Source organism: Haloarcula sp. S1AR25-4, from assembly GCF_031624555.1.
Taxonomy (GTDB): domain Archaea; phylum Halobacteriota; class Halobacteria; order Halobacteriales; family Haloarculaceae; genus Haloarcula; species Haloarcula pellucida.
On record NZ_JAMQOR010000007.1, the window covers coordinates 19,715 to 32,931 of the forward strand.

The window sequence follows — 13,217 nt, forward strand, 5'->3', positions numbered from 1 at the left end:
GGGATCACGCACCAATGTCGGGCACGGAAATATCGGCGCTGCGGAGACGACGGGCGTTGATAGCGACGATGATTGTCGAGAGAGACATGAACACCGCGCCGATCGCCGGCGACAGCAGGATACCGATAGGCGCGAGGACTCCGGCAGCGAGTGGGAGCGCGAAGACGTTGTAGCCGGTCGCCCAGACCAGATTCTCCTGCATCTTCCGGTAGCTCGCCTTCGAGAGCTTGATGAGACGGACGACATCCAGGGGATTGTTGTCGACGAGGATGATATCGCCCGACTCGATGGCGACGTCAGTCCCAGAACCGATGGCGATACCGACGTCGGCTCGTGTGAGCGCGGGCGCGTCGTTGACGCCGTCGCCGACCATCGCGACCAGTTTCCCCTCGGACTGGAGCTGTTCGACCTTCGTATCCTTCTCGTCGGGGAGTACCTCCGCGAAGTACTGGTCGATGCCAAGTTCCTCCGAGACAGCCCGTGCGACGTCCTCCGAGTCACCGGTCAGCATCGCCACCTCGATATCCATCGCGTGTAGCGCCTCGATGGCCTGCCGGCTTTCTTCCCGAATAACGTCCGCCAGCGCAAATGCTGCGACAACTTCGGATTCGTCGTGAACCAGGTAGATAACCGTCTCTGCGTTCGAGCCAGCTTCCTCCGCGAAGGCAGCGATTTCGTTGGACCGCTCGATACCGAATTTCTCAATCAGGTTCGGTCCACCGATATGAACCGTCTCGCCGTCCACAGTGGCTCTGACGCCGAGACCGCGGAAATTCTCAAAGTTCGAAACCTTCGCTCGCTGGATATCCCGTTCCTCGGCGGCGTCTCGGATGGCGCGAGCGATCATATGCTCGGAGTCACCCTCGACACCAGCGGCGACTTCGAATGCTCGCTCTTCAGTCCAGTCGCCTGCCGTCTCAACACCGACGACGCCCTGTTCGCCCTTCGTGAGGGTCCCGGTCTTGTCAAACATCACCGTGTCCAGATTTCGAGATTCCTCCATGGCGATGCGGTCGCGGATGAGCATCCCGTTTTGGGCAGCCGTGGAAGTGTTGATCGCGACCACGAGCGGGACGGCAAGTCCAAGTGCGTGGGGACACGCGATGACCAGGACCGTCACGACGCGCTCGAGGACGGTGATGTTGTACCCGACCGCGACGACCCACGCGACGGCAGTAATCGCCGCGACGCCGAGTGCAATATAGAACAGCCAGCCAGCTGCCTTGTCGGCGAGCAACTGGGTTCGAGATTTGGACTGCTGGGCCTCGTCGACCAGTCGCATGATGCCCGCCAGCGTCGTCTCGTCGCCGGTCTTCGTGATTTTGACGCGGAGACTCCCGTCCTGGTTGACCGTCCCGGCGACCACCTCTGATCCGGGCTCCTTCCCAACTGGTCTGGATTCGCCGGTAATCATCGACTCGTCAACGGACGACTCGCCCTCGACGACTTCGCCGTCGGCAGGCACGCTCGCGCCCGGGCGAACGAGCACGACATCGTCCTCGCCGAGTTCGGAGACGGGCACTTCCTCGGTATCTCCACTCTCGGTGATACGCTCGGCGGTATCGGGCATGAGCTTCGCGAGTTCGTCCAGCGCCCCCGAGGCCGCCCGGACCGACCGCATCTCCACCCAGTGGCCCAGCAGCATGATGTCGATCAGCGTGACGAGTTCCCAGAAAAACGGTGTCGTCCCTTCGAGAAACAGACTCGCGATCGAGTAGACGAACGCCACCGATATCGCCAGCGAGATGAGCATCATCATCCCCGGCTCGCGGTTTTTCAGTTCCGTCCGGGCCATCGAGAGGAAGGGCACGCCACCGTACGCGAAGATCACGACCGCAAGTACCGGCGTTATCCACGTACTCCCGGGGAACGTAGGGGCCGTATAGCCGAAGACGTCCTGAATGAATTCGCTGAAGACGATGACCGGAATCGAGAGGACGAGCGACACCCAGAACCGCCGCCGAAACATCGCCTCGTGGCCTGAGTGATCCGTGTGATCGCTGTGATCCCCGTTTCCACCCCCGTGTCCCTTCTCGTGGGCGTTACCACCATGGTCGTGCTCGTCGTGTACGTGCTCTGCTTCTGTAGAGTGAGCGTGCTCGGCCGCAGCGTGGCGGTGCGCGTGTTCGGCTTCGTGGTCGTTATGTGCGTGTTCGTCCGTGGATTCGGACTCCGTGGTGGCGTCTGCCGCAGTGTGAGTGTCGTCCTTCGGGAGTTTGGACTCCGGCTCGGATGACGCGTGGGCTGATGCTCGTGGTTCCGACTCTGCTTTCAATCGGCAAATTCGACAACAGTAGACGGGTCCTTCGGATTGATGCGAGGGGTGCCCCTCTTTAGAGGGATTTTCGGATGTCTCGTGGTCTGGATTGTTGCTCATGGCGTGGGTATTGGTGCCGTCCCTTATTATGCTGTCCAGACCCTGATACGGCGCGGTACCGTCAAGAGGGCCGGTGTCGAACGAGAACGGCGGGGCACTTGTGGACGTACGTTCCGGCGGTTCTCAGGCGTGGGCGGTGTATCCAGCGTCCTCGACGGCTTGAACGAGTGACGTGACGTCAGCATCGCCATCGACGCTCGCCTGTTTGGCCTCGCGATCGGCAGTCGCGTCGGTCACGCCGCTCACTTCTCGAAGCGCGTCTTCGACTGTCTGTTCACAGTGACCGCACGTCATTCCTTCGACAGTGATGGTCTGCGTCATACACTGGTACATACGGGAGGGGAATCTTTGTCAGTTTCTGCTTCGAATCCAAAGTCTATCTTGGAAGTGGGATGGCATTCAAATCTTGGCGCTGGGAAACAATATTGTGGTTCGGGGGTTCAATGGGGAGATATGCGTGATTTAGACGAGACAGACATGGAGATCCTCTCGCTACTAGCAGAGGACGCGCGACGCCCGTTCAGCAGCATCGGTGAGGAGGTGGATCTCTCGGGGCCAGCCGTATCAGACCGCGTGAAACGGTTAGAGGAGGCCGACATCATCAACGGCTTCACCGTCGACGTGAATCGCGCACAACTGCGAGCTGGCGTTCCGGTGTTCGTCCAGCTCGAAAACGATACCGCTGCCATCGAGTCACTTCGAAGCCGGCTCCACGACGCGGATGGTATCGAACACCTCTTCGTCACTGCCGAGGGGAAAATATGGTTCTACGGTCGTGCGGAAGGACAGAACGTTCGCCGGTGGGTCGAGGGTCTCCTCGAAGACGCGCCATCAACGGAGTACTCGGTGACGCTCGTCGACGACCTCGAATGGACACCCTCACTCGACGGCACCGAGTTCGCAATCACGTGCGCCGAGTGTGGGAATACGGTCGATAGCGAGGGCGAATCCGCTCGAATCGACGGAGACATCTATCACTTCTGTTGTCCGTCGTGCCGTGGCCGCTTCGAAGACCAGTATCAACGTCTCGAAGACGGAGTCTAGTTGTAGCCGCGATTTCCGCTCCAGATCGGCGAAGTCGATATTGGCATCCTTCGGTAGTGGAACGGAACTAGGCCTTTGAATCTAAATTCTATACTGGTCTAAAACACTGGTTTCGAAACAGTAACTGCACTAAGGAAGGACTACGTAGTATAGGGCAAGAATGGGAACGCGAACTGCACATCTCGACATCACAGGGATGACCTGTGCTAACTGTTCGGCGACAGTTGGCGACGCGCTAGAGTCCTTCGACGGCGTCGTTGAGGCGAACGCGAACTTCGCCACGGATGAAGGCTCCGTCGAGTACGATCCTGACGAGGTATCGCTCGAAGAGATATACGAGGCGATCGAAGATGCCGGGTATGGTGCAGTGTCTGACACAGTGACCATCGGCATCTCCGATATGACCTGTGCCAACTGTGTACAGACCAATGAGACTGCCCTAGAGAACACACCCGGTGTCATCGCGGCCGAGGCGAACTTCGCCACCGACGAAGCCCAGGTCCGGTACAACCCCGCGGACACGTCGCTGGATGCACTCTACGATGCCATCGAGAGCGCGGGCTACTCGCCCGTCCGAGAGGACGGCGACGACAGCGACTCTGGCGAGGACGCGCGCGACGCCGCGCGACAGGCTGAAATCCGTAAGCAGCTTCGACTGACCCTGTTTGGTGCGGTGCTGTCGGCACCTCTCCTCTTTTTCCTCGCCGAGAAGTTCCTCCTCGGCGGTGGCGTCCTCCCGGAGACCATTCTCGGAATCGAGTTCGGCTGGGCAGAGTTCCTGCTGGCGACGCCCGTCCAGCTGGTGCTCGGTTGGCCGTTCTACAAGAACTCGTACAATGCGCTGGTGAACAACAAGCGCGCCAACATGGACGTCCTGATCGCGCTGGGCTCGACCACTGCGTACGTCTACTCTGTCGCAGTCCTCTCAGGGCTCATCGCGGGCGGCCTGTACTTCGACACCGCCGCGCTCATCCTCGTGTTCATCACCCTCGGGAACTACCTTGAAGCCCGCTCGAAGGGCCAAGCCGGCGAGGCGCTCCGCAAGCTGCTGGAGATGGAGGCCGAGACGGCCACCGTCGTCGATGAGGCCGGCAACGAGGAGGAGATCCCACTTGAGGACGTCGAGGTCGGCGATCGGATGAAGGTTCGGCCTGGCGAGCAGATTCCGACCGACGGGGTCGTCGTCGATGGCCAGTCAGCGGTCGACGAGTCGATGGTCACCGGCGAGTCTGTCCCCGTCGAGAAGAGCGAGGGTGACGAGGTCGTCGGCTCGACTATCAACGAGAACGGCGTGCTCGTCGTGGAGGCGACGAAGGTCGGGAAGGACACGGCGCTTCAGCAGATCGTTCAGACGGTCAAGGACGCCCAGTCGCGCCAGCCCGACATCCAGAACCTCGCCGACCGCATCTCGGCGTATTTCGTGCCGGCAGTCATCGCCAACGCCGTTCTCTGGGGTGTCGTCTGGTACTTGTTCCCCGGAGCGCTCGCGAGCTTCGTCGAGTGGCTCCCGCTGTGGGGTGCCGTGGCAGGTGGACCTGCAATCGCTGGAGGGACCGTCACCGTCTTCGAGTTCTCGATCATCGTGTTCGCGTCGGCCGTACTGATCGCCTGTCCCTGTGCGCTGGGCCTTGCGACGCCTGCCGCGACGATGGTCGGGACGACTATCGGTGCACAGAACGGCGTCCTGTTCAAGGGCGGTGACATCCTCGAACGAGCGAAGGACGTCGACACGGTCGTCTTCGACAAGACAGGGACGTTGACGAAAGGCGAAATGGAGCTCACCGACATCGTCGTGTTCGACGGTGACGGACAGCCTCTCACGGATGGCGGCGATACTGCTGCAGATGGTGGCCAACTGACCGCTCGTGACCGTCTCGGTGAGGAGGATGTCCTGCGGCTCGCGGCCACGGCCGAACATGCGAGCGAACACCCGCTCGCCCGTGCCATTGTCGACGGCGCCGAAGAACGGGGGATCGACGTGAGCGACCCGGACCACTTCGAGAACGTCCCCGGCCACGGCATCAGAGCGACTGTCGGCAACAGTGAGGTCCTGGTCGGGAATCGGAAGCTCCTCCGTGACAACGATATCGACCCCTCGCCCGCGCAGGACACGATGGAGCGCCTCGAGAACGAGGGGAAGACGGCAATGCTCGTCGCCTACGAGGGCGAACTCGTGGGTGTGGTCGCCGATGCCGACACAATCAAAGAGAGCGCGAAGGACGCTATAAGTCAGCTCCAAGAACGTGGTGTCGACGTGATGATGATCACCGGCGACAACGAGCGGACCGCCCGCGCGGTCGCCGAGCAGGTCGGCATCGCTCCCGAGAACGTCCGCGCGGGGGTTCTCCCCGAGGACAAATCCGATGCCGTCGAGAGCATTCAGGACGAAGGCCGGAAGGCGATGATGGTGGGCGACGGCGTCAACGATGCGCCCGCCCTCGCCGTCGCGTACGTGGGGACGGCCATCGGCTCGGGGACGGACGTGGCCATTGAGGCGGCGGACGTGACGCTGATGCGCGACGACCCCCTCGACGTCGTGAAGGCCATCCGCATCTCGGACGCGACGCTCGCGAAGATCAAGCAGAACCTCGTCTGGGCGCTCGGGTACAACACCGCGATGATCCCGCTGGCGTCGCTGGGCCTACTCCAACCGGTGCTCGCTGCCGGTGCGATGGCGTTCTCCAGCGTGTCGGTGCTGTCGAACAGCCTGCTGTTCCGACGGTACACCCCCGATCACGACTACAAACTGCTCGGGAAACTCCGCTGAACGCCAAAGCCACTTGCTCCATGTCCTCTATTTCCCGCCGCACGGTGCACGCGTACCTCGTCGAGACGGCCGATACTGAGCCCACGTACCTTCGGGCTCGGGATATCGCCAGCGACCTCGACGGATCGCCGAAAGCCGTCGCACAGTATCTGAGCCAGCTCCAGGACGACCTCACCGACGTGTCGCTCGAACAGTGGGGACGCTCGAAAAGCACGACGTGGCGACTGGAGGTGAGCGAGTCGTGAGCACCGTCACTCGCCGCGTCGGATCCGCCCTCCCCGCCACTGGAACTCGGGAGTGGTGGGTCCTGTATCTGCTCGCCCCGGTCGTCCTCGTCGGTGCAGCACTCCTCGCATTCCCGACGCTCGTCTACGACCGATTCGTCTGGCAGTATCTCTGGGGCCCGGTCGTCGCTGACGCTGCCGGCCAGCCAGTCACGCACGAGGGAATACGGGCCGTCCGCGGATACAACGCCGTGAACACGGTGACGTACCTCGCGGCCGTCGTGTACAGTCTCCCCGGGCTCCGAGCGTATCTCGACTCCCTCGATGTCACGTACGACGCTCGACTCGCGTACGGGTTCGCGCCAATCATCGTTGCTGGCGGAGCGATGCGCGCCCTCGAGGATATCGGCCTGCTCGGTGACTACGCCGTGCTGTTCATCACGCCGTCGATCTACTTCGTCGTCACCGCCGTCACCGTCCTCTCACTCGGCGTCGGCGCACTCGCGCGTAACCGGAATATCGGGCCCATCCCGTCGATAGTCGGTCTCGTTGGAACGGTCTGGGCGATCGGTGCCGTCGGGTGGGCGCTCTGGCACGGGCTCTCGACGTCGGCTCCACTCCGCGTGTGGGTGCCGGTCGCGACGACGGGGATCGCCCTCGGTGTGACCGCGCTCTACTACTGGGGAGCGAGTCTCGTCGATGTCGCACACCTTCGACACCCGTTGTTCCTGCTGGCCGTCTTCGGCCAGATGTGGGATGCGGCGCAGAATCTCATCGGCGTCACGTTCCTCGGCTATTCACCCAAGCTGGTCGTGACGAATCTCGTGTACCAGGCGACCGGCTTCTCGGGGTCGACGTTCGTCCTCAAACTCCTCGTGACCGGCGGTATCGTGTGGTACCTCGCGGACGCGAAAGACGAAATGAACCACACCTGGTGGTGGCTCATGACGTTCTTCATCGGAGCGATTGGGCTCCCGATGGGCGTCCGTGGATCGCTTCGGATGATGCTCGGAGTCTGACAATGGAGACGATGAACACAAACGGTACGACACGACAGTACGGCGCGGCAATCGCACTCGTCTCGGGAGTCTACTCGCTGCTCTCCGCGACAGGTGGCACCGGGATGATGGGCTCGAACAGCGGGCTCCTCATGGCGCTCCTCGGCGTCGTCGTGGTCGTCCACGGCGTCGTTCTGCTGACGCCCTATGCGGATCGGCTCGGGAACGCGAGTGGTCCCCTGATGATCGGCTACTCGCTCGTGATGTTGCTCAACCAGGCGCTGGTCGGCGTCACCGGGAGTGTGAACTGGGGAATGGGTAGCGGGATGGGGTCCGGTATGAACGGCGGGATGAGCGGCGGCATGGGGTCGTCGATGACTGCCGGGATGGGCTGGGACCTCGGAATGGTCGCGCTCGCAGTCCTGATGTTGATCAGCGGCGTGATTATGACGAACCGACGAAACGACAGCACAGGGATGTAATTCGGCGAGACGAATGACATCCGCACCTACAGCGACCACGAATCGACTGCCCAGCTACCTTGCCCCACTCCCCCGGCGCGTCGAGGACTTCGCACTTCGGTACGCGTGGGTCATCGTCGCGATTAATCTGGCCGGGACTGCGTTCGGGTTCTGGTACTACCGCTTCCAGCTGGCCCAAACCCCGATAGTGATGTGGCCGTTCGTCCCCGACAGCCCCGCCGCGACGCTGTTCGTCGCGCTCAGTCTCGCCGCGTGGAAACTGGATTACGACGTCGAGTGGCTCCATATGCTCGCCTTCTTCGGCAACATCAAACTCGGTCTCTGGACGCCGTTCGTCCAGCTGGTTCTCAACGGACCGGGCGGTATCGAACCCTGGCTCTACTGGTTCCTCATCGTAAGCCATCTCGCGATGAGCCTCCAGTCGTTCCTGATCTATCGCTACGCCGAGTTCACGGTCGGTGCGGTCGCCGTCACCACCGTCTGGTACGGCCTCAACGACATCGTGGACTACTTCGCGCCGCTCGTCGGGGAGTTCCACCACACGTTCCTGCGGGCCGAACTCGTCAACGGCGCACTCGATCACTCGGTGCGAGCGCACGACCTCGCAGCGGCCGCGGCCGTGACGCTGACGCTCGCCGCGACGTTTCTCGCACTAGCGACACGGGTGAAGAAGCTCGAAACAACTGAGGAGTCCTCCGCACGAGGGGTGCGCCGATGAACGGCTATTCACGACGGTCGGTACTTCGCCGGAGCCGGAGTGTGCTAGCAGTCGGGGCAACCGCGATTGCTGGCTGTCTCGGAGGTAGCGGCCCGTCGGGTCCGACGGTCACGATGACGGGCGACCTCCGATTCGATCCGGCCGAAGTCACAATCGACCCCGGTCAGCAGGTCACCTGGGTGAACGAGAGTGGAGTCCCCCATACCGCATCGGCATACGAAGAAGCGATTCCCAACGAGGCGTCGTACTTCGCAAGCGGCGGCTACGAGTCCGAGCAGGCCGTCCGGCAGAGTACGTCAGCGAGAGGGTTTCTCGAACGAGGCGAAACCTACAGTTACACGTTCGACGTCACGGGGACGTACCAGTATTTCTGCCTGCCACACGAGGAAAGCGGGATGGTCGGACGTGTCATCGTCGAATGACCACGAGACTCGACCTCACTCGATCACTGACGGTGGATCGATGGGTATCCCGGCATTCCATCGGCCATCCATAGCCAGAGCCCCAGTATCGTGACGACGGTTTGTCCGAGTACATACGGGGTCGGAGACACCAGCGCGAGCAGGTCTCCGATCGTCTCGACATGGTGATAATCAGTTACGACCGGCCAGAACAGAAACAGTAGCGTCTCCCCGGGGACGAACAGGTAATCCACGAGGTCCGCAGCGAGGTGTGATCCATATCCGAGCGCGTACGCCGCGCCGACCTCCCACCGGTCTCTGTGTTTCGTGACGTAGAAGACAATCAGGACGACGAGTGCCGCGGCGAACACTGAGTGCGCGACCGACCGACTCGGGAGCGATGGAAGTACAAACGCGAGTGGTTTGTCGACGAGATCCGGGAGCAACGCGCCTCCGAACAGGGCGATGATCGGGACATCGTCACATCGGTCAGTAGCGCCACCAGAAATGCCTCGGTAAACGAGATACGCGACTGCAGCGTGGACCCAAAAGAGCACACTCGACAATACTGTCCAGGTTACGTAAACCGTTCACGCACTGCTGCCCCGTCAGCATCACACGCCATCGATTTCGGAGCGAATAGTCTCGCGCTCGAAGTAGATGATTTCCAGTCCCAGGAGGACGACCGTCACAACGAGAACCACACTAAAGACGGCGGGTTCCATCACGGCGAGGTGGTACACTAACGACGGGAAGAACAGTACTGCACCCACCACGCCGACGGCGGGGAGGATACCTGTTCGAAGCCCCGCTCGATGCCTGAACGCGAGGAAACTCATCGACCCAAAGACGGTGATGAAGGCAAGCGACGCGAACGACGTGATTCCCTGAAGACTACCGTAGGCGGTGAACGCGGCCGTTATCAGGCCCAAGATGAGAAGTGTTCGCGTAGGAGCACCGTCGGCATCGGCATCTCCGATCCGGTCAGGAAGTAGGTCGTCTTCAAGCATTCCCGTCGCAAAGTGGGCCGCCGAGAACAGCGTGGCGTTGATCGCGCTCCCAGTCGAGAACAGTGCCGCCACGGAAATGAGGATGAACCCCATCTGCCCCATGAACGGTTCGGCCGCGATGGCGAGTGACACCTCGGGGTTCGCGGCGATCGTTTCGGGCCGAAGCAGACTCGTCGTGACGACTGCCACGAGGACGTACAGCCCGAGAGACGCGGGAATTGAGAGATAGATCGCCTGCGGGATGGTCGTCCGGGCGTTCCGAAGACTTCCCTCGTCGTAAAAGAGTAGCTGCCAACCCTGAAAGGCGACGAACGAGAGGGCAGCGGACATGAGCAACCCGCCCGTCGCGACGGAGGAGAACCCGGTCGTCAGCTGTCCTGTCCGCGCTCCAAAATAGAACCCCCACACACCGAAAATGAGGAGAATCCCGACCTTTGCCGCGACGAGGAGCACCTCGGTCACGCCACTCGCCCGGGCGCCGAGGACGTTCAGCAGTACAAACCCCAGGACGCTGAGAACCGACACGACGGGGCGGAGTGGAACCCCGAGGGCTGTTTCGACGCCGAGAAGTTTCGTCGCGAAACTACCGAATGCGAACGCGTACATCCCCATCGACCCGATATAGCCGAACAGAAGCGTCCACCCGACCATCCCAGCGACCGTCGTCGACTCACCGAACTCCTGTAAGAAACTGACCGAGCCGCCGGACACGTCGCCAAGCCGCTGGAGACGAACGTACGAGTAGCCAGCGCAGAACGCGACGACACCGCCGCCGGTAAAGGCGAGCCACGCCGCAGGCCCCGACATTTCCGCAACGACGCCAAGTACGGCGAAGATCCCACCTCCGATCATACCACCGAGCGCAATCGAGACTGCACCGAGACGGCCCAGCTTCTCGCTCATCGTCTCTCCGTTGGGGCGCCATCTTTAGACTTCTTGTTGTTTAGAATCCAAACCACCTCAGCCTGGGGAGTAGAAATCGTCTACTTCGATGCTCAGGTTCCGAAAAGCGAGTAGAACCACGCTTCAGTATCTGGATGGAGACCGTTATGAACCGCTTGGACCGCCGCAGCGACTGACACGGCGAAGATAGCGTGAACGAGATGTGTCGGAACCCACCCGACCACGACTGCACCCGCTCCGAGGACGGCAGCACAGAGGGCTCCAACGCCGATTCTAAAAAAGAACGGCCGCTGAATCACCAGCACGGTGTCCCCGTAGAGCAGGATGTAACAAAGGAACGCAAGCCCACCAGCGATGACTGCCGAGAGTAACGAGAAGAGGAGCGCCATCATCGGGATTCTCCCCTAGAATACCCAAGTCGCGGGTGAATGTACCCGAGTGCGCCGAGTACGGCCACGAGACTAAGGAGAGCACCGGTTTCCACTGCAGCGAGCGGGCCATGCGGAAGCGGTGTGAGCATCCCGAGATGGGCGATCCCGAACAGTAACCCAACGAGCGGTACGCCAACGAGTAGGTGCCCATATATTCCCTCGTACTGGTGCCAGATAGCGGGCGTTTTACTCACCGTGTACACGGTGCTCGCGAGAATGATACCCGTCACGAGAAGTTCGCTAAAGGACGTGAGCATACGACTATCCTCCCCAGCCAGCCACAAGTCAATTACTCCGCACCCGAAGTGGCGTACCCCTTGATTCCAAATTCCACTAGGGTTGTGATGCCGGTATCCAAAGGATCACAAACGAAATATCCCAGAGATGTAGCCACAACCGCATTAGGAGAGGAGCCCCTAGATGTAGGCCACCACGATAATGGACAGATCAGATTACGCGATCCTCTCGGTCATCGCCGTAATCACCGTTGCCATCGGCATCGTCACGACGACGAAACCGCTCGGAACGTTTTTCGTGGAGAGCACGAGGCAGGCCGCGACGACCACCGCCGCGATGGCGTGGATCACCTGGTGGGCGCTCGTGATCGGGTTCGCCATCGCCGGCGGCGTCGAGGCGTGGGTCTCGACCCAGCAGATTTCGGAGCTGCTCGAGGGACACGGGCCTCGCTCCATCGGCCTCGCGACGTTCTTTGGGTTCGTCTCCTCGTCGTGTTCGTACTCGGCGATCGCCACGGCGAAGAACCTCTACAAGAAGGGGGCGTCGGCTGCGGCGGCGCTGGCGGCGTTCCAGTTCGCCTCGACGAATCTCGTCATCGAGATCGGCATCGTCATCTGGTTGTTGCTGGGCTGGGAGTTCCTGCTGGCCGACGTGGTCGGTGGGCTGCTCCTCATCGGCCTGATGTCGGTCGGCTTCGTCTACGTCGTCCCCGACAAGATTCTCGATGAAGCCCGCGAGAACGTCACCGACGATGAGGGCATCACTGTCCAAGACCCGGTCTGTGGAATGGAGGTCGATCCCGAGGAGACCGACTACTCTATCGAGCATGGTGGGCAGACGTATTACTTCTGCTCGCAGTCCTGCAAGGACTCCTTCGACCCTGAGGAAGCGAACACGTCGATTCCGGAGAAAGCGACCTCGTGGTCGGGGTGGAAATCGCTCGCGGACAAACAGTGGAAGGAGTGGGCGATGCTGTGGGACGAGATCGCCATCGGGTTCATCTTCGCCGGCCTCATTGCCGGGTTCATCCCCGAAGCCGTCTGGACGAGCGTCTTCTCCGGGGCCGTGTTCGGTTTGCCGGTGTACGTCCTCTGGACGGCCGCGCTGGGTGCGATCATCGGCGTCGTCACCTTCGTCTGTTCGGTCGGGAACGTCCCGTTCGGGACCGTCCTCTGGACGCGCGGGCTCCCCTTCGGGTCGGTGCTGTCGTACATCTTCGCGGACCTCATCGTTCCGCCGATCATGAAGGCTTACGACGAGTACTACGGGACGACGTTCGCGGCGGTGCTGTCCCTGATGATCTTCGTCACCGCCGTTATCGCCGGGTTCGTGGTCCACTTCCTGTTCCTGGGCCTGGGCCTCATCCCCTCACGAGCCTCCGCGCAGATCGCCGAAGTGTCCATCGAACTCAACTACAAGCTCGTGTTGAACGTCCTCGCGACGGCGTTCTTCGCGTTCCTCTACTGGCTGCACAAACAGGATTCGGTGGCTGGCGGGGAACGCGGTGAGGAAGGGCATGCGGCGATGACGGACTGACGGGTATCTACCTGCTCACGTAGTTCACAATATGAATTTCGTCTATCAATAATTCGACGACACAGACAAGGAACATCCACGGTGTCGGG

The 13,217-nt window shown here is 61.5% G+C and carries 13 protein-coding genes; 8 read left to right on the forward strand and 5 right to left on the reverse strand.

What is annotated here, in order from left to right; genetic code table 11:
• Nucleotides 1-4: 4 nt before the first annotated feature.
• The gene (locus NDI85_RS20275) at nt 5-2,377 is read right to left on the reverse strand and encodes a copper-translocating P-type ATPase (RefSeq protein ID WP_396275600.1); all 2,373 of its coding nucleotides are present in this window, start codon (nt 2,375-2,377) and stop codon (nt 5-7) included.
• Nucleotides 2,378-2,500: 123 nt separating this feature from the next.
• Nucleotides 2,501-2,698, reverse strand: coding sequence for a heavy-metal-associated domain-containing protein (locus NDI85_RS20285; RefSeq protein WP_115819795.1), 198 nt, complete (start codon nt 2,696-2,698; stop codon nt 2,501-2,503).
• A 132-nt stretch (nt 2,699-2,830) separates the two neighbouring features.
• On the opposite strand from NDI85_RS20285, the gene NDI85_RS20290 reads away from it, so the two are divergent.
• From NDI85_RS20290 to NDI85_RS20320, 7 genes are all read left to right on the forward strand, one after another.
• Complete coding sequence (locus NDI85_RS20290; RefSeq protein ID WP_115819513.1) at nt 2,831-3,421, forward strand: AsnC family transcriptional regulator; 591 nt, start codon at nt 2,831-2,833, stop codon at nt 3,419-3,421.
• A gap of 160 nt (nt 3,422-3,581) precedes the next feature.
• Nucleotides 3,582-6,188, forward strand: a complete 2,607-nt coding sequence (locus tag NDI85_RS20295; RefSeq protein WP_115819514.1) for a heavy metal translocating P-type ATPase — start codon at nt 3,582-3,584, stop codon at nt 6,186-6,188.
• Nucleotides 6,189-6,208: 20 nt separating this feature from the next.
• The gene (locus NDI85_RS20300) at nt 6,209-6,433 is read left to right on the forward strand and encodes a hypothetical protein (RefSeq protein ID WP_049983691.1); all 225 of its coding nucleotides are present in this window, start codon (nt 6,209-6,211) and stop codon (nt 6,431-6,433) included.
• Nucleotides 6,430-7,431, forward strand: coding sequence for a DUF63 family protein (locus tag NDI85_RS20305; protein WP_310916816.1), 1,002 nt, complete (start codon nt 6,430-6,432; stop codon nt 7,429-7,431). Before NDI85_RS20300 ends, NDI85_RS20305 begins: the two co-directional genes overlap by 4 nt.
• 2 nt (nt 7,432-7,433) lie before the next feature.
• On the forward strand, nt 7,434-7,892 hold the full coding sequence (locus NDI85_RS20310) for a hypothetical protein (RefSeq protein WP_115819516.1): 459 nt from the start codon (nt 7,434-7,436) through the stop codon (nt 7,890-7,892).
• A 13-nt stretch (nt 7,893-7,905) separates the two neighbouring features.
• The gene (locus NDI85_RS20315; RefSeq protein ID WP_310916817.1) at nt 7,906-8,610 is read left to right on the forward strand and encodes a DUF1405 domain-containing protein; all 705 of its coding nucleotides are present in this window, start codon (nt 7,906-7,908) and stop codon (nt 8,608-8,610) included.
• 41 nt (nt 8,611-8,651) lie between these two features.
• Nucleotides 8,652-9,032, forward strand: a complete 381-nt coding sequence (locus NDI85_RS20320) for a plastocyanin/azurin family copper-binding protein (protein WP_310916818.1) — start codon at nt 8,652-8,654, stop codon at nt 9,030-9,032.
• A 23-nt stretch (nt 9,033-9,055) separates the two neighbouring features.
• Here NDI85_RS20320 and NDI85_RS20325 read toward each other — a convergent pair whose 3' ends face one another.
• The 3 genes from NDI85_RS20325 to NDI85_RS20335 form a co-directional block, all read right to left on the reverse strand.
• On the reverse strand, nt 9,056-9,568 hold the full coding sequence (locus tag NDI85_RS20325; protein ID WP_310909323.1) for a metal-dependent hydrolase: 513 nt from the start codon (nt 9,566-9,568) through the stop codon (nt 9,056-9,058).
• A gap of 57 nt (nt 9,569-9,625) precedes the next feature.
• Nucleotides 9,626-10,924 carry an APC family permease gene (locus NDI85_RS20330; RefSeq protein ID WP_310909324.1) on the reverse strand — a complete coding sequence of 433 codons (1,299 nt, stop codon included), beginning with the start codon at nt 10,922-10,924 and terminating at the stop codon, nt 9,626-9,628.
• A gap of 92 nt (nt 10,925-11,016) precedes the next feature.
• Nucleotides 11,017-11,313, reverse strand: coding sequence for a hypothetical protein (locus tag NDI85_RS20335; protein ID WP_310916819.1), 297 nt, complete (start codon nt 11,311-11,313; stop codon nt 11,017-11,019).
• 480 nt (nt 11,314-11,793) lie between these two features.
• Between NDI85_RS20335 and NDI85_RS20340 the strand changes: the two genes are divergently transcribed.
• Nucleotides 11,794-13,128, forward strand: coding sequence for a permease (locus NDI85_RS20340; protein ID WP_310909326.1), 1,335 nt, complete (start codon nt 11,794-11,796; stop codon nt 13,126-13,128).
• The last annotated feature ends 89 nt before the right edge of the window (nt 13,129-13,217 follow it).